The organism is Thiovibrio sp. Mzg5, assembly GCF_055379285.1.
This window is the reverse complement of record NZ_AP022872.1, coordinates 2234436-2258321: the sequence shown is the minus strand read 5'-3', so window position 1 is coordinate 2258321 and position 23886 is coordinate 2234436. Positions and strand designations below refer to the sequence as shown.

Annotated in this window: 21 protein-coding genes; 1 reads left to right on the top strand and 20 read right to left on the bottom strand. The window is 57.3% G+C overall.

The window, feature by feature from the left end; translation table 11 throughout:
- Positions 1 to 43: 43 nt before the first annotated feature.
- From ACZ46D_RS10415 to ACZ46D_RS10365, 11 genes are all read right to left on the bottom strand, one after another.
- Positions 44 to 529 (bottom strand): HIT family protein, encoded by a 486-nt coding sequence (locus ACZ46D_RS10415; protein ID WP_464927370.1) that lies wholly within the window; start codon positions 527 to 529, stop codon positions 44 to 46.
- On the bottom strand, positions 526 to 1026 hold the full coding sequence (locus ACZ46D_RS10410) for a metallophosphoesterase family protein (protein WP_464927369.1): 501 nt from the start codon (positions 1024 to 1026) through the stop codon (positions 526 to 528). Before ACZ46D_RS10410 ends, ACZ46D_RS10415 begins: the two co-directional genes overlap by 4 nt.
- A 102-nt stretch (positions 1027 to 1128) precedes the next feature.
- On the bottom strand, positions 1129 to 1464 hold the full coding sequence (locus ACZ46D_RS10405; RefSeq protein WP_464927368.1) for a DUF167 domain-containing protein: 336 nt from the start codon (positions 1462 to 1464) through the stop codon (positions 1129 to 1131).
- On the bottom strand, positions 1461 to 2396 hold the full coding sequence (locus ACZ46D_RS10400) for a DivIVA domain-containing protein (protein WP_464927367.1): 936 nt from the start codon (positions 2394 to 2396) through the stop codon (positions 1461 to 1463). The genes ACZ46D_RS10405 and ACZ46D_RS10400 overlap by 4 nt, the downstream gene beginning before the upstream one ends.
- Positions 2397 to 2481: 85 nt before the next feature.
- The gene (locus tag ACZ46D_RS10395; RefSeq protein WP_464927366.1) at positions 2482 to 2781 is read right to left on the bottom strand and encodes a YggT family protein; all 300 of its coding nucleotides are present in this window, start codon (positions 2779 to 2781) and stop codon (positions 2482 to 2484) included.
- A 68-nt stretch (positions 2782 to 2849) separates the two neighbouring features.
- Positions 2850 to 3608 (bottom strand): MinD/ParA family protein, encoded by a 759-nt coding sequence (locus ACZ46D_RS10390; protein WP_464927365.1) that lies wholly within the window; start codon positions 3606 to 3608, stop codon positions 2850 to 2852.
- 179 nt (positions 3609 to 3787) lie between these two features.
- Positions 3788 to 4549 carry a hypothetical protein gene (locus tag ACZ46D_RS10385; RefSeq protein ID WP_464927364.1) on the bottom strand — a complete coding sequence of 254 codons (762 nt, stop codon included), beginning with the start codon at positions 4547 to 4549 and terminating at the stop codon, positions 3788 to 3790.
- Positions 4546 to 6486 (bottom strand): methionine--tRNA ligase, encoded by a 1941-nt coding sequence (metG, locus tag ACZ46D_RS10380; protein ID WP_464927363.1) that lies wholly within the window; start codon positions 6484 to 6486, stop codon positions 4546 to 4548. Before metG ends, ACZ46D_RS10385 begins: the two co-directional genes overlap by 4 nt.
- Positions 6483 to 7475, bottom strand: coding sequence for a PSP1 domain-containing protein (locus ACZ46D_RS10375; protein WP_464927362.1), 993 nt, complete (start codon positions 7473 to 7475; stop codon positions 6483 to 6485). The genes metG and ACZ46D_RS10375 overlap by 4 nt, the downstream gene beginning before the upstream one ends.
- A 198-nt stretch (positions 7476 to 7673) precedes the next feature.
- Complete coding sequence (holB, locus tag ACZ46D_RS10370) at positions 7674 to 8681, bottom strand: DNA polymerase III subunit delta' (RefSeq protein ID WP_464927361.1); 1008 nt, start codon at positions 8679 to 8681, stop codon at positions 7674 to 7676.
- 77 nt (positions 8682 to 8758) lie between these two features.
- On the bottom strand, positions 8759 to 10102 hold the full coding sequence (locus ACZ46D_RS10365; protein ID WP_464927360.1) for an NAD-binding protein: 1344 nt from the start codon (positions 10100 to 10102) through the stop codon (positions 8759 to 8761).
- A gap of 253 nt (positions 10103 to 10355) precedes the next feature.
- Here ACZ46D_RS10365 and purL point away from each other — a divergent pair, with 253 nt between their 5' ends.
- Positions 10356 to 14153 carry a phosphoribosylformylglycinamidine synthase gene (purL, locus tag ACZ46D_RS10360; RefSeq protein WP_464927359.1) on the top strand — a complete coding sequence of 1266 codons (3798 nt, stop codon included), beginning with the start codon at positions 10356 to 10358 and terminating at the stop codon, positions 14151 to 14153.
- Positions 14154 to 14163: 10 nt separating this feature from the next.
- On the opposite strand, the gene ACZ46D_RS10355 is transcribed toward purL, so the two are convergent.
- The 9 genes from ACZ46D_RS10355 to ACZ46D_RS10315 form a co-directional block, all read right to left on the bottom strand.
- Positions 14164 to 15210 (bottom strand): 3'-5' exoribonuclease YhaM family protein, encoded by a 1047-nt coding sequence (locus ACZ46D_RS10355; RefSeq protein WP_464927358.1) that lies wholly within the window; start codon positions 15208 to 15210, stop codon positions 14164 to 14166.
- A 113-nt stretch (positions 15211 to 15323) separates the two neighbouring features.
- Entirely contained in the window at positions 15324 to 16403 is a 1080-nt protein-coding gene (locus ACZ46D_RS10350) for a glycosyltransferase family 9 protein (RefSeq protein ID WP_464927357.1), read from the bottom strand.
- Positions 16403 to 17410: a glycosyltransferase family 2 protein gene (locus ACZ46D_RS10345; protein WP_464927356.1), complete on the bottom strand. Its 1008-nt coding sequence runs from the start codon at positions 17408 to 17410 to the stop codon at positions 16403 to 16405. The genes ACZ46D_RS10350 and ACZ46D_RS10345 overlap by 1 nt, the downstream gene beginning before the upstream one ends.
- Before the next feature lie 7 nt (positions 17411 to 17417).
- Entirely contained in the window at positions 17418 to 18305 is an 888-nt protein-coding gene (locus tag ACZ46D_RS10340; RefSeq protein ID WP_464927355.1) for a glycosyltransferase family 2 protein, read from the bottom strand.
- A 14-nt stretch (positions 18306 to 18319) separates the two neighbouring features.
- A complete protein-coding gene (locus tag ACZ46D_RS10335) occupies positions 18320 to 19021 on the bottom strand; it encodes a class I SAM-dependent methyltransferase (RefSeq protein ID WP_464927354.1) in 702 nt (233 codons plus the stop codon).
- A gap of 5 nt (positions 19022 to 19026) precedes the next feature.
- Positions 19027 to 20538 (bottom strand): flippase, encoded by a 1512-nt coding sequence (locus tag ACZ46D_RS10330; protein ID WP_464927353.1) that lies wholly within the window; start codon positions 20536 to 20538, stop codon positions 19027 to 19029.
- Complete coding sequence (locus tag ACZ46D_RS10325; RefSeq protein WP_464927352.1) at positions 20538 to 21380, bottom strand: decaprenyl-phosphate phosphoribosyltransferase; 843 nt, start codon at positions 21378 to 21380, stop codon at positions 20538 to 20540. Before ACZ46D_RS10325 ends, ACZ46D_RS10330 begins: the two co-directional genes overlap by 1 nt.
- Positions 21377 to 23113, bottom strand: a complete 1737-nt coding sequence (locus tag ACZ46D_RS10320; protein ID WP_464927351.1) for a hypothetical protein — start codon at positions 23111 to 23113, stop codon at positions 21377 to 21379. The genes ACZ46D_RS10325 and ACZ46D_RS10320 overlap by 4 nt, the downstream gene beginning before the upstream one ends.
- Positions 23110 to 23874, bottom strand: a complete 765-nt coding sequence (locus tag ACZ46D_RS10315) for an ABC transporter ATP-binding protein (protein ID WP_464927350.1) — start codon at positions 23872 to 23874, stop codon at positions 23110 to 23112. The genes ACZ46D_RS10320 and ACZ46D_RS10315 overlap by 4 nt, the downstream gene beginning before the upstream one ends.
- Between the last annotated feature and the right edge of the window lie 12 nt (positions 23875 to 23886).

Sequence of the window (23886 nt, the reverse complement as noted above, 5' to 3'; positions counted from 1 at the left end):
CAGAGTGCGGGTTTGTGGGGCCATGGCCGGAGGAACTCCAGGATCAGGGAGCCTGAAAATCAGGGAGCAGTTTGCTAAAGGTATTGGCGATGTGTTCCGGGATGGTGCGCACCTCTGCCAGCACGGTCATGTAATTGTGGTCCCCCTGCCAGCGGGGCACGATATGCCAGTGCAGGTGGGAGGCTACGCCGGCCCCGGCAACCTCGCCCAGATTCAGGCCGATATTGAAGCCGTCCGGCTGGAGATGGCGACGCAGAATCCCGGTGCAGCGGGTGAGCATGGCGGTGAGGGCGTTGTTTTCCTCGGGGTTCAGCTCGCCGAGATCCGCCACGTGCCGGGCCGGGGCCACCAGCAGATGGCCGTTGGCGTATGGAAAGCGGTTCATGAGCACCACCAGCAATCGGTCCCGGTAAAGGATAAGGTCTTCGGCGGAATGGGGTAACTCCGGGGCGGCGCAGAAAAAACAGCTCTTAGTGCCTGTCTTGCCCTCGATATATTCCATCCGCCAGGGCGTCCAGAGAGTTTTCATAATTTGGCCTGGATTTGATAAATTTGCCCTTGCAGGGTTTCCCCGACCTCAAGAATGGCAAAGGTGCCGCCTGCCCCGGCATAGCCCGTGCCGGTGAAACTGCCGGGATTGATATAGAGCACCCCGCCGAGGCGGTGGCAGACCGGCCTGTGGGTGTGGCCGTAAACAATGCAGTCCGCCTCGGGAAAAATCTCGATCAGGCGTTGTTCAAAATCATAGGTGTTGCCGGCCCGATGGATCAGGCCGATGGTGAAGCCGCCCACTTGGATTTCCTTGTGGGTCGGCAGGTGCTGGCAGGCCAGGGCCGAGCACATATTGCCGTGCACCGCATGCACCTCCTTGTCCGGAAATACCGTGAGGATCGCCGGGTCGGTGAGGTCTCCGGCATGGAGGATTATGTCCGCGTCATGGAAGCAGGCCTCCGCGATCTTTTTGAAGGTCTCGGTGGGGCGGGCAAGATGTGTGTCGGAAAGGATGCCGATCTTCACAGGATTCATGGTTTGCGCGCTGCACAGGCTTGGGGTCAAGGAACTAGGTGCTTCGAATATCCCAGTGTAGCCGAGATGGGGTACAAATCTCAAGGGGAGAAAAAAAGAGGCTCAGCGGGAGCATGGGCGGTCCGAAACATCCTCTGGGGTAAGGAGGGGTTGCAGCACCGCCTCGGCCTGGGTCATCGAGATTCCTGCGAGGACAATCCGTTTGTCGCGGCTGGCTTCGCCGCTGGCAAGGGTCACGGCTGCCTTGGGAATCTTGAAGAGTTTGGCAAAGAACTGGATCACCGCGGCGTTGGCCTTGCCATCCACCGGGGGTGAGGTGATGCAGAGCTTGAGCGCCTCGCCATGGAGCCCGGCGATGCGGGTGCGGGATGCTTTGGGTTGTACATGGACGGACAGGCTGACCGAGGTGTGGTCAGCCTGTTCCCGCAGGTAGGTCATAGGGGCGATTCATCGGGGTTGAAACGATCCGCCTTTCTTTTCTTGGCCTCATCCAGGCTGCCGGCGAAGGAAACAGACGGCTCGTGGCTTTCCAGGGGATCTTCAAGGCTGAAGGCCATGTCGCCGTCAAGGTCGGGGAGAATGGGGTCCGCATCCTCGTCTTCATCCATGATCAGCATGTCTTGTCTGGCGGCAAGCGCTGACGGCAGGGCGATGTCCTGGGGGGCAAAGTCGTCGTCCCTTTCCGCCGCCATGCCAACCATGCCAACCCTGTTCCCGGGGGTGCTGTCCGGGATGTCGATCTTGACGTAGAGGTCTGTAAGGTCTGGCTCCTCGGAGGAGGCGGAGAGCCGGCTGTCGCTCAGTGGTCGCCTTGGTTCCGGCTCGGCTGCGACGCGGCTCCGGGGGGTAGCGCCATAGATGTTGCCGCGCGGGGGTTCCTGCCGGCGGGGCGAAGAACTGAAATGCTCTGCTGCTCGCCCACTGTCGGCTGGTTCTGTGTCCAACATGTGCAGGTAGGATTTCAGCTGTTGGCGCAGATCATTTCTCGCCTGTTCTCTGAGGGATTTCAGGTCATCAATCTTTCTTTTCAGTTCGGCAATCTCGTGATCGGCGTCATCCCGGCGCAGGCGGGCTTCTTCTTGGGCCTCGGCCACGATGGCTTCCGCCTCTTCCCGGCTTTTTTCCTTCATCCCATCGGCGACATTCTGGGCCGCGATGATGGCGCTCTGGAAGGATTTCTGCTGGTTCTGGTAGGTGGCCAGATCCTTTTCCATGGTTTCCAGCCGGCCTTTAAGTTTCTGGTTTTCTTCGGAAACCGCCTGAAACGCGGTGGCGATTTTTTCCAGAAAATCGTCCACCTCTTCCACATCGAAACCGCGAAAACGGACATGGAACTGCTGGGACTGGATGTCTTGCGCTGAGAGAATCATGCCTCGACTCCTTGTGTGTGCCTCAAAAACGGATGGACTTGAAAAAAAGGGGAAAAGCCATGGGTCCGTAATGCCATTTCATGGTTTACCCGATGCTTTTCGCCAGTTCATGCAAGGTTGGGACCAAAAAGCTCCGCAAAAAAATCAGGGCGAGAATAAGCAGCATGGGGGAAAGATCGAGTCCGCCGCCAAAAATCGGCACTACCCTCCGGATGCGGGAGAGCGCTGGTTCGGTGATCTCGTAAAGAAAACGGACAATGGGGTTGTACGGGTCGGCGTTCACCCAGGAAATGATGGCCCTGCCGATGATGACCCACATGTAGGCGCTTAAGGCAAAATCCACCAGGGTGGCCAGGGCGCCTAAAAAATTACCGATGACAAACATAACACTCCTCTTTGCTGAGAAAAAATAATGAACCGGGTTGCGCCATTGCGCGAAAAATCCCGGGCAGGTTACAGATTGATGATGCGTTCCGCCACAGCGATAATCTCCAGGCTGGCCTTACTTTCCGGCGCACCCAGCAAAAATGGTCTCTGCTGGCGGATGGCCATGGAGACGCTTTTATCCTGGGGCATGGCGCCCAAGGCCAGGGGGGTGATCTTCAGAAAACGTTCGAGAACCATGCTCATGTTGGCGAAGACATCCTGGCCTTCTTTTTTGGATTGTACACTGTTTATCAGCAGGTGAAAGCGCTTTCTATCGTGGCGGGTATGGAGAACCTTGATCAGGGCGTAAGCGTCGGTGAGCGAGGTCGGGTCCGGGGTCAGGATGACGATATTTTCCTGGCACCAGGTGTTGAACCAGAGCACCGAATCGCCGATTCCCGCCGCGGTGTCGATGAGGACATAATCGAAGCGGTCGATGATCTCTTCCAGGCTGCTGGTGAGAAAGGCCTGTTCTTCGTAGGAGAGATTGGCCATTTCCGGCACGCCTGAGCTGGCCGGCAAGACCTGAAACTTCGGGTTGATCTCCACCAGGGAGCTTGCCAGGTCACGTCCCTCTTCGATGGTTTCCCGGATGGTGTGCCGGACGTTGAGCCCCAGCACCACATCAACGTTGGCCAGCCCCAGGTCGCCGTCGATGAGGAGGACGGATTTGCCTTTCTGGGAAAGGGCGGTGGCCACGTTCACCGAAAAGGAGGTCTTGCCGACCCCGCCTTTGCCGCTGCTGATACAGATGATTTTCGGAGAGCGCTTGGTTTTCGCGGTCATGGACGATTTTCCTCTGCAAAAAGCTGTAAGCCGTTATTAAAAGATAATTTGGTCATTTCGTATAGCCAAAACGGCATAAGGAGCCGTACCGAAGGGGTTCAAAAAGCATAGGCCGTTTCGCAACGGCTCCTAAGTGTGACGGACCTCTCAAAGGGAGGTCCGTTGAAGTAGGCAATAAATTACGCCGCCATCCCCGCTGCCCGCGAGGGCTTTCGCGGTTGCATCCACAGCTGGGCCCGCTCCTCCACCGTTACCTGGCAGGAATCCTCGGCATGGGCGGCAGCGCTTTGGCAGATGGCATCGTTGCCCATCTTGGCGGCGCGGGCCAGCTCGGCTTCGGCGAGAGTCAAAAGTTGATCCGCCGGGACCGTCTCATAGGCATGGCAAACGGCGATGCCCAGGGCCAGGCTTGGGCGAACGGCGGTGGTACCCTTGGTAAAAGCACCGTTGCGCAGAGCAGCCCGAATTTCCTCCGCCCGTTTTCGTGCCTTGCCCACTGCGGCGCCCGGCATGATCAGGGCCAGGCCGTTTTTCTGAAAGCCGGAGAGCAGATCCCCCGGGTGCAGGCAGGGCGCAAGCGTTGCCGCCGCCTGGCCGGACAAGGAGCTGGCCCCGGAAAGGGTGATCAGGACAAGGGCGCAGGGCAGTCTGGTCTGCTGGACCTGGGCAAGCTCCATGGTCAGCTGCTGGCGGAGCCAGGCGAGGTCCGGGAGTTTTCCGGCCACTTGCCCGACCGTTGCCGGGCGGGGCTGGTCGGTAAAACGCAGTCCGGCGAAGGCTGAAGCCACCTCCGCTTCGGGAATATCGTTGCCGATCAAGAGCAGGCCGAGGGGCTCAGGTCTTTTGCCGGTAAGTCTGATGGCGCGGACTGGGTGTTGGCTGGCCTGGTCCTCAAGGCTGCGGTAAAGCCGGGCAGTATCCGAGGGGGTCTTTCGGTTCATGCCACCCTGCTGCCGGGAGCGACTGGGCCGGAAAGGGCGGAAAGCACCAGCCGGTCGCCTTCCTTGGCGGCCAGGACCATGCCGTGGGAAGTCACGCCCATCAATTTGGCCGGTTTGAGGTTGGCCACTATGATCACCTGGCGGCCCACCAGCTCTTCCGGCTGGTAATGCTGGGCAATGCCCGCGACAATGGTGCGTTCCTCCGGGGCCTTGACCGTCAGCTTGAGGAGGCGGTCGGATTTGGCGATCTTTTCGGCAGCGATGATCTCCGCCACCCGCAATTCCAATTTCTGGAAGGCGTCGAAGGTGACGATCCCCTCGGTCTCCGGCGCAGCCTCCGGGCTGGGCCCCTTTTCTGTGACTGGTTCTTTCAGCATGGTTTTGTTCTTTGGCGGTTGTGGTTTGTCTTTTGCCTCTTGTTGCAGCCGGGGGAAAAGCTGCGCCCCGGGGGTGATGGCACTGCCCGGAACCAGTTGGCCCCAGACCCCACAGTCGCTGAGACTGCTCTCGTCTGCCACGCCCAAGGCTGCGGCCATCTTAGCCGCGGTTTCCGGTATGATGGGGCGTAGGGTCAGGGTGATGAGCCTCAGCGTCTCCAACAGGGTATACAGCACCGTGGCCAACTGGGCGGCCTGCTGCGGGTCCTTGGCCAGCTCCCAGGGCTGGGTGGTGACGATGTATTTGTTGGCCCGGCTGATCACCTCCCACACCGAAGCCAGGGCCCGGTGGAAGGCGAAATGGTCCATCTGTTCGCGGTACTGGCTGAGCATGGCCAGGGTGGCTTCGACCAGTTCCCGATCCTGCGCCGAGGGTGTGCCCGGCTGCGGCACGGTGCTTTGTGCGAAGTTTTTCACCATGGTCAGCGAGCGGGAGAAGAGATTGCCCAGGTCGTTGGTCAGGTCGGAGTTGTGCCGGGCCAGCAGGGCTTCTTTGGAAAAGCCGGCGTCCAGGCCGAAGGACATCTCCCGGAGCAGGAAGTAACGCACCGAGTCCGCGCCGAACTCCGCCACCAGCTCGCCGGGGCGCACCACGTTGCCCAGGCTCTTGGACATCTTGGTCTCGTTCATGTTCCAGTAGCCGTGGACATGCAACCGTTGGTAGGGCTCAATCCCCATGGCCTTGAGCATGGTGGGCCAGTAAATGGCGTGGGGCTTGAGGATATCCTTGGCGATGACATGCTCGGCCACGGGCCAGTAGCGGGCAAAATCCTGACCTGCCGGGTAGCCCAGGCCGGAAAGGTAGTTGATCAGGGCATCGAACCAGACATAGGTGACAAAACGGCTGTCAAAGGGCAGCGGAATGCCCCAGGTGAGCCGGGTGGTGGGCCGGGAGATGCAGAGATCCTCCAGGGGCTCCTTAAGGAATGAGAGTACCTCGTTTTTGTAGCGCTCCGGGGTGATGAATTCCGGGTGCTTGCTGATATGGTCGATGAGCCACTCCTGGTACTTGCTCATCCGGAAAAAATAATTCTGTTCGCTGATTTTGGCCGGTTCGGTGAGGTGGTCCGGGCACTTGCCGTTTACCAGCTCCTTTTCGGTGAGGAACTGCTCGCACCCCTTGCAGTAGAGGCCGGTGTACTCGCTGAAATAGATGTCGCCCTGGTCATAGACCCGCTGGAGAATCCCCTGCACCACCGCCATGTGGGCCGGGTCCGTGGTGCGGACAAAGGTGTCCGGCACAATGGAGAGCACCGGCCAGGCCGCCTTGAACATGGCGCTGATCTTGTCCACATACTCCTTGACGGAAACCTCGGCATCCTCCGCGGCATGGACGATCTTGTCGCCGTGCTCGTCGGTGCCGGTCTGGAAGCGGACATCCTTGCCCAGCAGCCGCTGGTAGCGGCAGACGGCATCCGCTACCACGGTGGAATAGGCGTGGCCCAGATGGGGTTGGGCGTTGACGTAAAAAATCGGGGTGGTGAGGTAATACGCGTTCATTGGTCCGGCCCTTCGGGGGCTTTGTGATGCCTGGGTTTTTTTCTTCTGGCCGGGGCTTCCGCCTCAGGGGCTGAGGCCTGGGGTTGGGGCTGAGCCTGGCCTTGGGCGGGTTGCGTTGCTCTGGCCTGGCTCCATTCTTCCTTGGTGAGGAGGATATTTCTTTCGTGGCCGTCCACCCAGGAGACCTCGATGGTTTCCTCCAGGGGGTTGACCTTGACGATCTTGTAATTTTTCTCCCCTACGGTGATGGACTTGCCCGGTTTGGGCATGGTCTTTCTGATGGCGTGGTAGGTGTCGTACTCATAGGTGAGGCAGCAGAGCAGCCGGTTGCAGATCCCGGAGATCTTGGCCGGATTGAGCGGCAGCCCCTGCTCTTTGGCCATCTTGATGGAAACCGGGGCAAAGTTTTTCAGATACGACGAGCAGCAGAGCTCCCGGCCGCAGCAGCCCAGGCCGCCGATCATCTTGGTTTCGTGGCGGACCCCGACCTGGCGGATCTCCACCCGGGTGCGGAATTCCTGGACCAGATCCTTTACCAGCTCGCGGAAGTCAACCCTGGTGTCGGCGGTGAAGTAGAAGATGATCTTGCTGCCGTTTAAAAAACGCTCCACCTTGATGAGCTTCATGGGCAAGCCATGGGTGGTGATGAAGCGGGTGCAGACAGCAAAGGCCTCTTTTTCGCGTTCCAGGAGGCGGGCGAATTTTTCTATTTCGTCCCTGGTTCCCCTCCGGACGATGAGGTGGCTGCCCAAGCCTGCCGGCTCGGTTCGCCCAGGGCAGGGCAGGGTCCGGGCATGGATGGTGGCCGGCTCCATGCCGTGTTCGGTCTGGGCCATGACCAGCTCGTCGACCTTGAGGTTCTGGATGCGGGAGACGGCGGAGAAAAACTGGTCCCCTGGCCGGAACTGAATGGTGTAGCAGGTTTCCGGTGCGTTGTGCTGGTCTTCATGCACCAGCTCTTCAGGGAGTGTTTCCGGGGTTTCGTTCATATTGCGCTCAAACAGCCAATTGGCTGTAAAATAGTAATGTTCAAGGAATGTAAGTGTTTCGAAGTGCCACAGATGCGAGTGTCAATTGTCGGCAGCAGTGCCGACCAAGAGGTCTGCGAAGTGTGCTGTTGCACATGAGCAGGCCGATGACAAAGCAGATGTGGTGCTGCGGAACACTTACAAAAGGCGATCATACCATTAAAGCAGACCAAAGAAAAGTACTTCGCACACCGCAGTGGGGTTGCAGTTGCGGGCCAGCTGTTTCCGGGCCGTATCCAGCAGCCGCAGCTTCTCGGAGAGCTGGGTGCTGGTCCAGCGGCGGCAGGCGGCCGGGAAGGTGGGGCTCAGATCGTGGTTGATGATCGAACCTGTGGCGCCGTGGCCGAAGAGGAGAAGATCGTGCAGCCAGGTGGTGAGCAGTTCCAGGAGTTCGCCTAGGTCCTCCTTGAGCTTGGCCGCGGTCTCGGCGAGTTCGCCCAGGGCCTGGATCGCGGCCGGGGTGTTTGGCTCAAGGTGCAGCAGCTGGTCGACAATCTCGCTGCGCATGGTCAGCAGATCTTTGGCCAGGAGCAGTCTGGCCCGGCCCAGGCTGCCTTCGGCCATGGCCGCCAGGGTGGCCGCGCTCTCTGGCTCTATCCTCGCTTCCTGCACCAGGATTTTTGCCACCTCTGCCTGGGGGAGCGGAAAAAAAGGCACGGTCTGGCAGCGGGAGAGGATGGTGGGCAGAATACCCCCAGCCTCGTCGGCGGTGAGGATAAGCATGGTCTGGGCAGGCGGTTCTTCCAGGGTTTTGAGTAGGCTGTTGGCCGCCTCCCGCCGCATGGTGTGGATATCGCAGAGCAGCGCCACCCGGATCTTTGCCTCGAAGGGCGGGAAGGCCAGGGTTTTTTTGAGTTCGCGCACCTGATTGATCTTGATGGCCGCACCCTCCGGCTCGATCACGAGGAAGTCCGGGTGGCTGCCTCCATTGAATTTGCGACAGGAGGGACAGTGGCCGCAGGGTTCTGGGCCCTGGGGGTTTTGGCAGTTGAGGGCCCCGGCAAAGATTCGGGCCAAGGTCTTTTTGCCAACCCCCATGGGGCCTTTGAAGAGAAAGGCATGGGCCAGCCGCTCTTGTGCCACGGCGCGGTGCAACAGTTTTTTCGCCTTGTCCTGGCCGATGATTCCGGCAAAAGAAAGGGGACTGGTTTCCTGGAGCTGTTTCATGCCCGTATCATACCCGATGCGGCAGGGATGAAAAAGGCAAAAGGCTGAGAAGCGGGAGAGGGAGGGGCTGGCGCATTTCAGGCCGTCGGGGACGGGCGGTTCCTGACGGCCTGTTGGACTGCCTCGATGATTTCGGAAGATTCCGGACCCTTGCGGATCACCAGATCAGCGCCGGCAGCCAGGGCCTGTTGCTGGACCTCCGGACGTTCATCCGCGGTAAAGAGCAGCAGCTTTACCGCAGCGCAATCCGGGCGGCTCCGGATTTCCTTGCAGATTTCAATGCCGGAGAGCAGCGGCAGGATGTAATCAACCACCGCCACCGCCGGTTTTTCGGCGAGGATCAGGGCCAGTCCTTCCTGGCCGTTGGTCGCGGGAAGGGGGATGAATCCCGCCTTTTGCAGCAGACGGCTGTAGAGCCGTAAGATAACTGGATTATCATCGACGATCACGACCTTGTGCGGGGCAATGGCCTCCCCGGCTGTTTGTGGTTCGTTGAGGTCCTGGAGCACCAGCAACTGATCCCCCTGGCGCAGGGAAAGCTCAGGGCCGGGAAAGATGGTGTCCTGCTCGGCGCGGCGCAAGCCGAAGATGCGGGTGCCCATCTGCCGGGAAACCTCCTCGATGGTGGCTCCGGCCATGCTCGACCCGTCCTGGACCTCGATCCACTGACTGGCCAGGGGTTCCTTGTCCGCCTGCCTGCCGGTGGCGACGAGGAGGGCTTCGGCAATCCTGGTCCCGGCCGAGGCAAAGGGGGAAATAACATTGTCGGCGCCTGCCCGGAGAATCTTGTGCTCCGAGGAAAGGTCTTCGGCCCGGGAGATGATGTGGAGGGTGGGGTTCAGCTCCCGGGCGGACAGGACGATAAAGAGGTTGTCCGGGTCCTTGTTGAGCAGGGAAATGAGGCCGGTGGCCGATTTGATCCCGGCTGCCCGCAGCGTTTCTTCATGGGTGGCGTCGCCGTGGATATGGAGATGGCCCTGTTCCGCGATGTGCTGGCAATGTTCCGCCGAATGTTCGATAATCACGAAATCAACCTGGTTGGCCTTGAAGTGTTCCGCCGCCGCCGCGCCCACCCGGCCGTAGCCGCAGAGGATAAAATGTGACTTGAGCTGGGCAATCTTCTTATTCATTTTTTTTCTCTCCTTACCCCCGGTCCAGACCGTTTCCATGATTGACCCGACCAGGGCGTGGCTGGCAAAGGCCAGGCCGCTAAAGCCCATGACAATGTAGCCTGTGGTGAAAAGCCGGCCGGTGTCGGACAGCGGGTGCACCTCGCCGAAACCAACCGAGGTCAGGGTGATGACCGACATGTACAGCGCTTCGATGAAGGTGAAGCCTTCCAGCCCCATATAGCCCAGGATGCCTACCAGGATGAGGGCGAAAATGGCTACCAGGGTCCAGATGATCCGATGGGGTTTCACGGACGGGATCTGGGGGGAAGGATGGTCCCCGTTGGCGCTGGGCCGGACCGGGCGATGAGGGGAGAGGTCGATTTCATGAAATTCTTGTACCGTGCTCTGGCTGCTTCGTCAAGCAGCAGAAGGAGATTTGAGGAAAAAGCTCTTTTTGTCGGATGAGCGCAATTTCCTGCGGAAAAAAGTGTGGTTTAATGATAGGTTGAGTCCTTGTTTATTTTCGCCGCTACTTGTGCATACACAATTTTAGGATAAGACCATGGGAACGAGAGTCAGCCAGTTATACCGCGCCATTGATACCAACCGAGAATACTGTTTCAATATTGAAAGTACTACCCCCCTTGGTGCCGCCGAACTGGACCGGTTGCGGCTGGTGCTGGCGGACGGGTTTTTGCCCGAAACGGTCGCCGATACGCCCCATCTTGGTGGCGAACGGTTGGTGGAGCTGGGGCCGCGGCTCAATTTCGCCACGGCCTGGTCGTCGAACCTGGTCTCCATCTGCCGGGCCATCGGCTTGGACACCGTGACCCGGGTGGAGCGCTCCCGCCGCTTTCTGGTGCCGCAAGGCGAGGATCTCCCCACCTTTGTCGCCGCCAACCACGACCGGATGACCGAGTGCCTCTACCCCGCGCCCCTCACCACCTTTGAAACCGGGGTGACCCCGGAGCCGGTGTACGAGATCGACCTCATCAGCCAGGGGCCGGACGGGCTGCTGGCCATCCCCGGCATCTCCATGGACGAGTGGGACCGGAATTTCTACTACGACTACTTTGTCACCAAGCATAAGCGCAACCCCACCATCGTTGAGATCATGGATCTCAACAACGCCAACTCCGAGCATTCCCGGCACGGCTTTTTCCGGGGGCGGCAGATCATCGACGGCGTGGAGCAAAAGGCAAACCTGTTCCAACTGGTCACCGACACCCTCACCGCCCATCCCAAGGGCAGCGTCATCGCCTTCAAGGACAACTCCAGCGCTGTGGAGGGGCACCGGCTCACCACTCTCCTCCCGGAAACGCCTGGGGAGCCGTGCCCACTTTCTCCCCAGGAGGTGGTCTACCATGTGCTGCTCACCGCCGAGACCCATAACTTCCCCACCGGGGTCGCCCCGTTTCCCGGGGCCGAAACCGGCACCGGCGGCCGCATCCGCGACGTGCAGGGCACGGGCAAGGGCGGCTTTGTCATGGCCGGAACCGCGGGCTATTGCGTGGCCAATCTCCACATCCCCGGCTACGACCTGCCCTGGGAAAACCGCTACGACTGCCCGGACAACCTCGCTTCTGCCTTGACCATCGAGATCGAGGCGTCTAACGGCGCCTCGGATTACGGCAATAAATTCGGCGAGCCCATGATCCTGGGCTTTACCCGCTCCTTTGACCTGCGGTTGGACGATGGCGAGCGCTGGGGCTTCTTGAAGCCGATCATGTTCACCGCCGGCGTCGGCCAGATCGACGCCCGCCACACCGCCAAGGCCAAGGAGGAAAAGGGCATGCTCATCGTCCAGGTGGGCGGCCCGGCCTATCGGGTCGGTTTCGGCGGCGGCGCCGCCTCCAGCATGCTCCAGGGAGAGAATGTCAGCGAGCTTGATTTCGATGCGGTCCAGCGCGGCGACGCCGAGATGGAGCAGAAGATGAACCGGGTGATCCGGGCCTGCAACGAGATGGGCGACAAGACCCTGATTGACGTGATCCACGACCAGGGCGCGGGCGGTCCGGCCAATGTCTTAAAGGAGTTGGTGGAGAAATCCGGCGGCCGCATCGAGATCCGCAACATCCGGGTGGGCGACCCCACCATGAGCGTGCTGGAGATTTACGTGGCCGAGTATCAGGAACGCAACGGCTTTCTGATCCGGCCCGAGAATATCGCCAGATTCCAGGGGATCTGTGAGCGGGAAAAGGTGGCCTGCGAGGTGTTGGGCGAGGTGACCGGCGATCTCCGCTTTGTGGTGCATGACGCGCAGGACGGCTCTACCCCGGTGGATATCGAACTCAACGAGTTGCTGGGCAATGTGCCGATCAAGACCTTTACGGACAAGAGGCGCGCGCCGGACTTCAAACCCCTGGCGGTGCAGAATCTCACGGTGAAGGATGCCCTGCACAATGTTCTGCGCTTGGTTTCCGTGGGCTCCAAACGGTTTCTCACCAACAAGGTGGATCGGGCCGTAACCGGCCTTATCGTGCGGCAGCAATGCTGCGGCCCGCTCCAGTTGCCGGTGAGCGATGTGGCGGTTTTGGCCCAGAGCCATTTCGCCAAGTCCGGCGTGGCCACGGCCATTGGCGAGCAGCCCATCAAGATGCTGGTCAACCCCGCAGCCGGGGCGCGGATGGCGGTGGGCGAGGCCCTGACCAATCTGGTTTGGGCCAAGGTGGTAGAGCTTACGCAGGTGAAATGCTCGGCCAACTGGATGTGGGCCCCCAAGCTGGAAGGCGAGGGTGCGGCCATGTACGACGCAGCCTTGGCCATGCGCGAGGCCATGATCGGGGTGGGCATTGCCGTGGACGGCGGCAAAGACAGCCTGTCCATGGCCACCAAGGTGGGCAAGGAAACGGTCAAATCGCCACGGGAGCTGGTGATTTCGGTGTATGGGGCGGTGGCGGATATTTCCAAGGTGGTGAGTCCGGATATCAAGCAGCCCGGCTCCACCCTGTTGTTCGTCGATCTGGGCGGTGGCAAAAACCGGCTCGGCGGCACGGCCCTGGCCCAGACCTTGGGCCAGCTCGGCAACGAGTCGCCGGACATGGACAACCCAGGCTTGGTGAAAAAGGCTTTTTGTGCGGTGCAGGAGCTGATCGACCAGGGGCTGATCGCCGCAGGCCATGACCGCAGCGATGGCGGACTCATCACCACCGTGCTGGAGATGGCCTTTAGCGGCAACTGCGGCCTGGATCTGGCCCTGACCGGCACGGCGTCAGCCATCGAGGCCCTGTTCAGCGAAGAACTGGGGATGGTGCTGGAATGCGCGGTCGGCCAGGAGGAAAAGGTGCGTGAGACCCTGGTTGGATACGGGGTTCCCTGTGTGTTGCTTGGCACAACCACCCCTGCCAAGGAGATTCGCATCAACTATAACGGCACAATGGTGCTTGCCGAGGACATGCGGCTTCTCCGCCAGTGGTGGGAGGAAACCAGCTACCAGCTGGAGCGGCTCCAGGTCAAGCCCTCCTGCGCCGAGGAGGAGAAGAAAAATATCTACGACCGTAAGGGGCCGACCTATTGTCTGAGCTTTACCCCGGAAAAGACCGCAGCCGAAGTGCTGGCAAAAACGAACAAGCCAAAGGTGGCCATCCTGCGGGACGAGGGCTCCAACTCCGACCGGGAGATGACCTCAGCCTTTTACGCTGCAGGTTTTGAGCCCTGGGATGTGACCATGACCGACCTGCTCGCCGGGCGCATCACCCTGGACGGCTTCCGGGGCCTGGCTGCGGTGGGCGGGTTCTCCTACGCCGACGTGCCCGAGTCCGCCAAGGGATGGGCCGCCACCATCCTCTTTAACGACCGGCTCAAGGGGATGTTCCAGGCCTTTTACGACCGGCCCGATACCTTCACCCTGGGGATCTGCAACGGCTGCCAGCTTTTCGGCCTGTTGGGATTGGTGCCCTGGCAGGGGCTTGCCCCCCAGCAGCAACCGCGCTTCATCCACAATATCTCAGGGAGGTTCGAGTCGCGGTGGGTCACGGTCAAGGTGCTGAAAAGCCCGGCCATGATGCTCAAGGGCATGGAGGATCTGACCTTCGGCATCCACGTGGATCACGGCGAAGGCTTCCTCCATTTCCCAGACCCGGCCATCAAGGCGCAGGTGCTGGCCGGTAACCTTGCCACCCTGGCCTATGTGGACGACGCGGGCCAACCCACCGAGGCCTATCCCCTGAACCCCAACGGCTCGCCCGGCGGCCTCACCGGCCTTTGCTCGCCCGATGGCCGCCATCTTGCCATGATGCCGCATCCGGAACGGGCCTTTTTGCCCTGGCAATGCCATTGGCTACCCGAGGAGATGAAACAGTTGCCCGTTTCGCCCTGGCTGAGGATGTTCCAGAATGCTTACGAGTGGTGCATGAAGTAGGGGGCTGGGATTACAGGCCGAACAGTGTCCGTTGGCGAGGGTCAACCCCGTTGGCCTGCCCCTGGTCCAAGGAGGCTGGGCCATCATCACCCCGATGGCCCTTGACAAAGAGGAACCGTTCCAGGTTGCGCTGGAACTCCGTCCACTGATAGCCTTCGCCCTTTACCTGCCCGGCCAACCGATCCAGGTAGTTGATCTTGGCGTCGAGGTCGTCCAAAAAGTTGAGGGCAAAGGCCTCCTGCATCATGGGCAGGGAGGGGGAGCCGAACTCATGGCGACCGTGGTGGCTCAGGATCAGGTGCTTGAGCCGGTCGCCCAGCTCTTCCGGGAACCCGGAAATCCCATTGATTTTTTCCTGAATCATCTCGATCCCCAGAACCATGTGCCCCACCAGCCGACCCCGATCCGAGTACTCAAAGGGGAAGGAGTCGAAGTTGAATTCCTTGAGTTTGCCGAGGTCGTGGAGAAGCGCTCCGGCTATGAGAAGGGAACGATCCAGGCTCGGGTAGAGGCTGCTGACGCTCTCCGCCAAGCGAGCTACGCCCAGGGTGTGTTCCAGTAACCCGCCCACATAGGCATGGTGCATCATCTTGGCGGCCGGCGCCTTTTTAAAGGCCTGCATCAGTTTGCGGTCCCCGAACAGGGAAAGGAGCAACTCCTTCAAAAAGGGGTTCTCCACGCTGCCTGCCAGCTTGATCAGCTCCTTGGCCATGTGGCTGACGTTGCCTTGGGTGGAGGGGACAAACAGGGCCAAATCCACCTCGCTCTCCGCCACCCGGCTCAGGTTGTCGATGCGGAGCTGGAGGATGCCCTTGTAAGCCTGGGCCTGACCGGCAACGGAAACCACGGCCCCGTTCGGGCATTCGCCCATGAGTTGCTCGGCATTCTCCCATACCCTTCCTGATATCTCGCCGCTGGCGTCCATCAGGACGAGGCTCAGGTAGGGCTTGCCAGCCTTTGTCTCGCCCCGGCTCATCTCCCTGACCAGGAAAAGGTCGTGTACTGCCTGGCCGTCTGTAATCTCTTTTATCTGGATATTTTTGTTCATTGTTGTCATGGGGCTCGGGAATGGGAGTGGAGGAATATCGTGTTGCTGTCGCATGTCGGGGCACTATACCAGAGCGGGAAAAATTGGAAACACTCTTTCCGTCCGCAATGTTGACGGAATTTCTATTTTAGCAGCATCATCATGGCTGCTTGAAAAACTTCATTCGGAGAAATTTTCTGCATACATTCTGCGTTACGCTGGCATTTTTTGGTGTATCCGAATTTGGTGCAGGGCGAGCAGGGCAGGTGGTGGTCGAGCACGCGATGTTGCGGCCCGCGTGGCGCCCATTTTTTCGCGATGCCGGGGCCGAAGAGCGAAACCGTGGGGGTACCGAGGCCGACCCCGAGGTGGAGCACACCTGAATCGCCGCTGATGAGCAGTGCTGCACGTTCGATGATTGCTGCGGTTTCGGCCAATGAGGTCTGGTTGGCGAGATTAAGCCCGCCGGCGGCGTTGATGATCGCTGCCCCGGTTGCGGTGTCATCCTTGCCACCGACCACAACGACCCCATAGCCTTGCTCTGCGAGACGGACCGCTACCTGGCTAAAACACTCGGCCCCCCAGCGGCGTTCAGGGATGCTGGCGCCGGGGAAGAGGGCGATGAAGGGGAGATCAGACAGAGGGGCGAGCAGTTGGGCTGCCCGTGTGTGTGCCGTGGCGGGGACTGACAGGAAGGGGGCGTTCATTGAGGTCGGCGGGGTGATACCGAGTGGAGCCAGCAGCTGGAAGAAACTGTTGGCCTCATAGGTGTCATGGGAGTAGGGAACAGCATGGTGGAAAAGCCGCGTTCGCTCGTTGGTGCCAAAGCCGAGGAGGGTGGTGGCCCCGATCAGCCGAGCCATCACCGCCGAAAGCCGGTGCCACTGTTCGGTATCGATGGTCACGTCGGGTTTCAAGCGGAGGGCGATCAGGAAATCCCCCAGCACGTCATAGCGCAGGACCCGGTTAATGCCGGGTATCAACGCAAAGACCCCGGCATTTCTTTTTTCGGCCAGCACCGTGATTTTCGCCTGGGGAAATTCTTTCTTGAGTACTCCAATGGTTGGGGCCAGAAGCACCGCATCGCCGATGCCGCCGGGACGGATGATGAGTACCGAATCTGAAGGTTTATAGGTGGACACAGGTGGCCGAGAGATGATGCTACTCAACAGCAGCCCCACTGTTTTATCGAGATATTTCAGGATTGGGAAAGAGGGTCGCATCAGGGTTTCTGGTTGTTCCGGCAGGATTTCTGCCGAGCAAGAATCGTCACCCGCTCCCGTAGGTATTCACTCAGAGGGATTAATTCTTTGCGGATATCCTCCCGTGTTAAGCGAATTTTTTTCTGGATGTGTTTGCGCTTTCTGAGCATGGCGGGCAGCCCTTTCAGGGAATGGTATTTTCCCCGTAAAAATGGCCGCCAGCGGTGAGCCACCAAGCAGAAAAAGACAAAGGAGGCTATTTCGTAAGCGATGCGGTGATGAAAGTACCGGAACAGGAAGTAGGTGGGGGTATTTTTGATCCAAACCCACAGGCTGTTTCTGGCAAAATAATAGACAGAGGTTTCGCTCAGCTTGCCGATTGTGGTGCTGACGCTGTGTTTCACTACAGCATCAGGGATATAGAGACATTTCCAGCCAGCCAGCCAGGCCCGGAGATTGAGGTCTGTATCCTCGTGGTTCAGGAAAAAATCATCGTCCAGAAAGCCGATATCATCAAGCATTTCTCGCTTGTAGATAACAGCAGCTGCACAGGCTCCGGGGATGTAACGGCGCTCGGCAAACTCCATCATGTCGTGGAGTTCGCCAATTTTGGTGCCTGTGAAGGCAGTGGTAAAGGTGTCGCCCGCGCTATCGATCTGATTGGTTCCTGCGATGACAATGCGAGAAGAACAAAAACCTATTTTGGAATCGGTGTTAAAGGCGTCAAGCATGAGTTGAAGCCAATCATTTGGGAGGATTGCATCGTTATTGATCAATGCCACATATCTTCCCTTTGCATGGCAGAGCCCTTGTATGTTCCCTCCTGTAAAACCGTAGTTTCTGTCCAGTGGGACAAGTACGACCTGTGGATATGATTTTGCGATGAAAGCTGCGGATCCATCAGTCGAGCCATTGTCAACCACGATGATTTCAAAATCGTGGGTTGATTGCCGCAAAATGGCATCAATGCATTCTTTTAAGAATGACTCTCCATTCCAGTTTACGATGATGAAACTAACAATAGGCATAGTTATGTTAACGATGATTGTTCGTTGTAGGATATTTCCCAAGTCGGTTTTTTTTGTAATCCAAGAACCCCTTGAAAATCATTTTGTATTTTTGAAATCTATCCTTCTCAAAAAGAAAAATAACAACAAGGTCCTTCCAAAACAAGATCAAGTCTTCCTTGAAAAAAGCGGGGAAGTAATTTTTGAAGCATGAAGCAACATGGAATCTGTTGCGCGTAATATAATAACGCCTCAAGGCGGAATGGTTGGAGGCAACGGGCGTGGTCCACAGGAATTTGTGTCGTTTCAGATCAGTGCCTAGCTCGTGTGTTAAGATAGCGTTGTTCACCTTGAAAATCTTATAGCCCGCGAGGTTGAGGCGGAGGCAATATTCGTGGTCAACAAAATCGATAAAAAGTTCTTCGGTAAATAATCCGGCAGCCCTGTATGCCTCAAGGTTCAACAAGCTTCCAGATGTCCATGCGGTTAAAGTTTGAAAGCATTCACCTCCGGCAGGCGGGCATGGATCGGTTGCCGTTGCGTGGAATGGCGAAAGTATACCGATCGCTGATAGATTTTGTGCGGCATCGCAATTGATAAGATCGGCAACCATGGTAGAGGAGGCTTTGCTGTCCTGATCCATGGTTAATAAAAATTTATAACCTGCTTGTATAGCACTGCGTGCGCCGATATTTAAGGCTTTGGCGATTCCGAGATTTTCGTTGATGGGGCTGTAGACTATCTTTTTATTTTCTGTGAGTTCCGCGAGCAATGTTGCCTTGATCTGGCCTTTTTCGGTGTTGTCGATTGCAAAAATGACGTCAACCTGATCGACGTAGCTGCGCAAGTTGCCAATAACTGAATCATCCGGATGATATAAAATAACTGTAGCGGCAATCTCGTTATGCTTGATCAACGGGGGATTATCCTTCAATGGCAGCTTTTGCGATGATCGCTGGCGATGACGGTTCCCGCCCTGCTTTTGAGTTTTCTGATAATAACGGTGAAACCGTTGCCGACCTTATCGTCTCTGTCTTCAACCCTGAGCAATTCCCAGGCCACTTGATACGTTGATATCATGTGATGTATGAGTTCCACGATGTCTTCGGTAATCCACACATGGTGGTGACCGTGCTCATCATCGGTGGGGCCGCTGGCATTGCGGCGAAAATCATCAATTAGGTGAACAAGAGGGGTGCGGCCCCTTTTTTTGTCAAAAGTTCTTTCCTTGTGGGGCACGATCATGAAAATGATACCCATCGGTCGGATGACCCGGTCCCACTCAAGGAGCGTCTTTATAGGATTAGCGAAATGTTCCAAGACATGGGAGCTTACCACAAAATCTTGGCTTTCATCCGCTAAAGGTAAATAGTCGCCAGCGGCTACGATATCGACAGGAAGGGCCCTGCCGCATAAGTGTTTCTCATTTTTTTTGAAGCTGGTTTCCATGGAATTAGAATAATCAATATTCAGTGTATCAAGGGCAAACGGGTTGTGGGCGGAACCGCCAATTTCGATGCCTTTGCCGATGCAGTATTGACGGGCAAGTTTTGACTCTCGAAAAAAGCCAATATCCCCCGCGAGCCAGCGAAGGCCGATTTTTCGAAGAATTTTCCGTATGAGGTTCTTCATCTGTCTCAAGTGTTCGAAAAAAGATTTTTTATAAAATATTTTTCTTTGGTGTCCAGGAGTCGCGACCAACAACTATAAAAAAATAATATCAAAAAAAGAAGGACGGCTACCAGTTTTATCTCTAAGTTTTGGGCCATGTTGGCTGGAAAATAGATTAAAATACACGATATTGATATGGCCAAGATAATTTTTTTTATGGGACGTGCTGCCTCCGGCAGAATCTTGCTCCTTACCAGAGAGTAAAGGACAACGGTGTCGAGGATGATCCGCGCAACCCAGGCAATGGCAGCCCCTTCAATGCCGTAGTTTTTGAGCAGCCACAGGAGCAGAACGATGTAAAGGGGAAGCTCAAGTATATGCAGCTTGGCGGTCAGGTCTGGCCGCCCAACTGCTTGAATTAAGGTGTATGGAATTAATGCCAGGCTATTTATAAAAACGCCGAGCATGAGAAGTTGCATGGTCACGGTGCCATTGGAGGCAAACTCGTTACCAAGCCAAAGGGTTAATCCTTCATGGGCGAAGGTTATTATAATGAGTGTAATCGGGTAAAGCCCCATGAAGAGATATGCTTGCCCTCGGTCAAAGAGCCGGATGAGATACTGATTGTCGTTTTTGCCATAGCTCATGGCAAAGGCAGGGAAAAGGACTCCGACCACAGAAAAAGGTAGTATCCAAAGTTTTGTCACGACCTCATATGGGGTGGCATAGTATGCAACTGCCGCCATGGAAATTATGGCGCCAATCAAAAAACGGTCGAGATAAACCATCAATGGGCCAATGATGTTGCTTACCGTCATCCAGCCGCCGAACTTGAAAAGGCTTGCGATGGCATGGGAATTTGGCCTGGGCGCTTGGGAAAGTGTGGGCAATGACCGCCGACAGAGGAGAAAAAATACCAAAAATGCCATTATTCTTCCAACAACCAGCATGATTACAATGGGAATGAGGCTAGGCGAAAATGCGAGAGTCGCAAGAGGGGCCAGTAAAGTAAAGCCGCCGAGGGTCGCTTTCACCCAATTTATGAGATCAAAACGCTGTATCGCTTCCAAGTAGCCCTGCAAACAGGCGGTGCTAAGTGTTGCCGGGAGAGAAAAAGCCATGACCTCAATCGCCACGATGGTTTCTTGGTGCAGGCTTGGAGGGATTTTCAGCACCCGAATAACAAGTGCTGAAGCGAAGAAAAAAAGGAGGGCAGCCGCGACGACTCCTAGCGCTATGGTGATGTGAAGTGAGGCATGAAGGAGTCCCGGAATCTCTTGGTTTTTTCCGGCGGCAAGAGCCTGTGATACTTTTTGGGTCAGAGCCCGACCAAGGCCTAAATCGAATAGTCCGAAATAACCGATGATCAACCAGATGAGGGTTAAAACCCCAAATCGATCCGTTCCCGCCCGTTGTATTATGATCGGTACGGCAAAGATGGCAATGGCAAGAGGAATACCTTGTCCGGCAATGTTGATGATGGTGTTTCGCGTGAGGAGCGCTTTGCTCTGTAAGAGGGGCGGGGGGGATGGTTTCATTATTTGATGCAATATAGGGTGTAACTGATCATCATCAACCACAGCAGGCTGACAGACAGGAGCACCTTGTCCTGGAGTAGCGCCTCGGTGGGGTCACCGTTGGCATCCTTTATGACCCGATACATATACCGGAATAGCCCGAAACAGCAAAGAGGAATTGTGTAGAGCAGGCCAGGGTGGATCACCACATACATGGCATAGGTGACTAGAACGGCGGCGCCGGTCATGTACATGGTTCCGTGGAGAAAATTGAGGGGGTACTCCTCAAGCACCGGGCGGTGATGGACACATTCGTTTTGGAGCAGTTGTTTTTCCGCGATGCGTTTGCCAAGGCTGAGAAAGATGGAGAGCAGGAAAACGGTCAAAAAAAGCCAGTCGGAGATGGGGATATTACAGGCGATGCTACCGGCGTGCAGGCGGAGGAGAAAGCCGGCGGAGACGCAAAAGATATCCACCACCGGGATATTTTTGAGTCGAAAGCTGTAGGCCGATGAGAGGAGCAGGTAGCCCAGCAGGGTGAAAAAAAATGGCATGGAAACGGTGAAGCCCAACGTCAGTGCCACAATAAAGAGGCAGGCGCCTACCATGAGGGCGGTTTTGGCTTGGATGGCGCCGGAGGGGATGGGCCGATTTTTCTTTATCGGATGGCAGGCGTCTTTTTCCGCATCCAGCACATCGTTGATCGCATAATTGCCGCTCGATGCCAGGCAAAAGGCCAGGAAAGGGATGGCAAGATTGTGGAAGACTTCGGGCGCGAAAAGCACTCCGCCAAAGAGCGGCGGAAAGAGGAGCATCAGATTTTTGAGCCATTGTTTTGGGCGCAGAAGCCGGAGAAAGTTCATGTTTCACCCTGCTGGTTGCGTACAAGCTTGGCGGCGAATGCCCGGTACTCATGGTCAGGGGGCATGTGGCTTAAGGCCTGTTGCCAGTATTCTCGGGCCTTCTTCGTCTTGCCAGCGGCGTGGAAGGCTTTGCCAAGCTGGTAAAGCGTCATCGGATCCTTGGTTTTTTTGAAAAGTGCGAGACCTGCCTCTTCGAGGGCAAGAAGATGTCCTGCTGTCGAGATATCCTGCGGATGTTGATAAATAGAGACCGTGTGGATTTCCACCATTCCCTCCAGAGCGCTCTGGGAGTCTTTTTTGCTGCGCTGGTAAGCCCTCGCGTAGGCGGCCAGCGCTTCTTCGGTCCTGCCAAGTCGGAAGAGGCTTTCTCCCATGAGATTGTCGGCGTCGGGGTTGTAGCCGAGCATCGGGGTGGCGGCTGCCTGTTGGGCCACGGCAAGTGCTTTTTTTGGTTGATTGGAGCTAAGGAGAGCCGAGCTGAGGAGTGCCAGGATGGTCCGGTTCCCGTCCGATTTTATGGCGGTATCCTCAAAGAGCGCCAGGTTGGTCTGCCAGATGAGATTTCTCTGGAAGGTGGTCGCGGCAAAAAGGATGATGATGCCCATGAGCGCAATCTTGCCGACGATTGCTGGTACTTTGGGAGAAAGGTGTTCCGCGACAAAAAGGCCAGCGGCCAGGGTGATAAAAATAGAGGGCAGATAGAGGTAGCGTTCGGCATAGGGCATCCAGGCGATTTGGCCCATGGCGAGGGTAAAGGCCGGGGCAATGAGAAAAACTCCGGCAAGAAAAAGAGAGGCCAGGAGAGAGCGGTTCCAGAGGAGCACAAGACAGAACGCCAACAAAGGGAAGGCGAGCAGCTCATACAGGGGGTCTACTCCGTCGATGGCAAAATTGAGCGGCCAGGGCCAGAAGAGTTTTTTCATGTAAAAGCCGAAGGCCCTGAGGACCGTGAAGATGCCGTGCTGGGGGTTATTCTGGAGAATTTTGAGTGTGAGGCCAATTTTGCCGTAGTTGGAAGAGAAGGCGAAGGAGCGCATCAGGAAAAAGAGAAGGAGAACGAGGCAGCCTAGTCCGAGAAACAGGGCGATTTTTTTTCTACGGGCGGAGACGCTTTCCTCGGCTGTCCCATGCGGGGTGAGGAGCAACAGCAGCGCGCCGGGCAGAAAGGTGATGACCACTTCCTTGGAAAGGATTCCACCGAAAAAGGCGAGGAGCGCCAGGCCAAGGGAAAGAGGTGACCGGGTTTCCCGGAAGCGCAGGATGAAGGAGGTGCTGAGCAGCACGAAAAAGGCGGCGAGGATATCCGTCCGCCCGGAGATCCAGCCGACGGATTCGGTGACAAGCGGATGAAATCCCCAGAGAAGGGCGAGCGCCAAGGGAAGGAATCTATTTTTTTCCTCTGTCTGGGCGGCGAGCTGGGGAACAAGCTGGGAGGCGAGGCGGAAGACCAGCAGGGTGTTGGCCAGATGCACCAGCACATTGACCAAATGCATCCACACGGGATCAGGGCCGCTGAGGTTGAGTTCCAGAAGATAGGTGGCGATGGTCAGGGGGCGATAATAGAGGCCGCCGCCATTGCCCGGAAAAAATATGGCCTTGAGGTCCCAGGGATGATTGAGGCAGGCAGCGAGCATGCCGCGGTCATCGACCACGCAGATTTCCCCAAAGATCACCGGAAAGAAAACGAGCAGAATGGCGGCGATAATGGCGAGAATTTGCGCGCGCTTTGTCAATGGCTGCCTTTTTTTACGATTTCGAGGAAAAATTTTTCCAGACTCCGTTGTGGAGGTTCCATGGTTGAGAGCTTCGCGTCGGGCGTCATGATGGCCTCAACCCGTTCGACGCACTGTAACCGGCCTTGGAGGATGATCCCCACCCGGTCGCAGATCGCCTCCGCATCGCTGGTGATGTGGGTGCTGAAAAAGACGCACTTGCCTGCGGCCTTCAGTTCTAGCATGATTTCTTGAACCAGGGCTCGACCAATGGGGTCAAGGCCGCTCATCGGTTCGTCGAGGATATATACCTGTGGGTCGTGGAGCAGGGCCTGGGCCAGGCCGAGTCGTTGGGTCATGCCCTTGCTGTAAGTGCGGATTGGCCGTTGCCGTGCCTCCCAGAGGTCGAGGCGGTGAAGCATTGCCTGGGAACGCTCATGGAGTATGGGGCCGGCCATGCCAAACATTTTCCCCGTGAAGCGCAGGTATTCTTCGGCGGTAAGGTAATCATAGAATGACGGATTTTCTGGGAGATAGCCGACGTTGCGCCTCGCGGTATGGGAGCTGACCGGTATCCCCAAGATCGAGGCCAGGCCGCCAGTGGCTCGGATCAGGCCCATCAGAATTTTGATGGTGGTGCTTTTGCCCGCGCCGTTTGGCCCGAGGAAGCCAAAGACCTCTCCAGGGGGGATGGACAATTGTAATCCTTGCAACGCCTCCACCGCGTGACCGCGTTTTCCCTTGAAGGTTTTTGAGAGCGCCTCAATAGTGATGGCATCCATGGTCGTTTCCTT

Bases quoted from the DNA above. Each gene is read 5' to 3' on its own strand.
- ACZ46D_RS10395 (WP_464927366.1), bottom strand. From the start codon at position 2,781: ATGTTTGTCATCGGTAATTTTTTAGGCGCCCTGGCCACCCTGGTGGAT.
- ACZ46D_RS10355 (WP_464927358.1), bottom strand. From the start codon at position 15,210: ATGACAACAATGAACAAAAATATCCAGATAAAAGAGATTACAGACGGC.
- ACZ46D_RS10415 (WP_464927370.1), bottom strand. From the start codon at position 529: ATGAAAACTCTCTGGACGCCCTGGCGGATGGAATATATCGAGGGCAAG.
- ACZ46D_RS10390 (WP_464927365.1), bottom strand. From the start codon at position 3,608: ATGACCGCGAAAACCAAGCGCTCTCCGAAAATCATCTGTATCAGCAGC.
- metG (WP_464927363.1), bottom strand. From the start codon at position 6,486: ATGAACGCGTATTACCTCACCACCCCGATTTTTTACGTCAACGCCCAA.
- ACZ46D_RS10405 (WP_464927368.1), bottom strand. From the start codon at position 1,464: ATGACCTACCTGCGGGAACAGGCTGACCACACCTCGGTCAGCCTGTCC.
- holB (WP_464927361.1), bottom strand. From the start codon at position 8,681: ATGAAACAGCTCCAGGAAACCAGTCCCCTTTCTTTTGCCGGAATCATC.
- ACZ46D_RS10350 (WP_464927357.1), bottom strand. From the start codon at position 16,403: ATGCGACCCTCTTTCCCAATCCTGAAATATCTCGATAAAACAGTGGGG.
- ACZ46D_RS10330 (WP_464927353.1), bottom strand. From the start codon at position 20,538: ATGAAACCATCCCCCCCGCCCCTCTTACAGAGCAAAGCGCTCCTCACG.
- ACZ46D_RS10325 (WP_464927352.1), bottom strand. From the start codon at position 21,380: ATGAACTTTCTCCGGCTTCTGCGCCCAAAACAATGGCTCAAAAATCTG.
- ACZ46D_RS10335 (WP_464927354.1), bottom strand. From the start codon at position 19,021: ATGAAGAACCTCATACGGAAAATTCTTCGAAAAATCGGCCTTCGCTGG.
- ACZ46D_RS10315 (WP_464927350.1), bottom strand. From the start codon at position 23,874: ATGGATGCCATCACTATTGAGGCGCTCTCAAAAACCTTCAAGGGAAAA.
- purL (WP_464927359.1), top strand. From the start codon at position 10,356: ATGGGAACGAGAGTCAGCCAGTTATACCGCGCCATTGATACCAACCGA.
- ACZ46D_RS10400 (WP_464927367.1), bottom strand. From the start codon at position 2,396: ATGATTCTCTCAGCGCAAGACATCCAGTCCCAGCAGTTCCATGTCCGT.
- ACZ46D_RS10410 (WP_464927369.1), bottom strand. From the start codon at position 1,026: ATGAATCCTGTGAAGATCGGCATCCTTTCCGACACACATCTTGCCCGC.
- ACZ46D_RS10345 (WP_464927356.1), bottom strand. From the start codon at position 17,410: ATGCCTATTGTTAGTTTCATCATCGTAAACTGGAATGGAGAGTCATTC.
- ACZ46D_RS10385 (WP_464927364.1), bottom strand. From the start codon at position 4,549: ATGAACCGAAAGACCCCCTCGGATACTGCCCGGCTTTACCGCAGCCTT.
- ACZ46D_RS10375 (WP_464927362.1), bottom strand. From the start codon at position 7,475: ATGAACGAAACCCCGGAAACACTCCCTGAAGAGCTGGTGCATGAAGAC.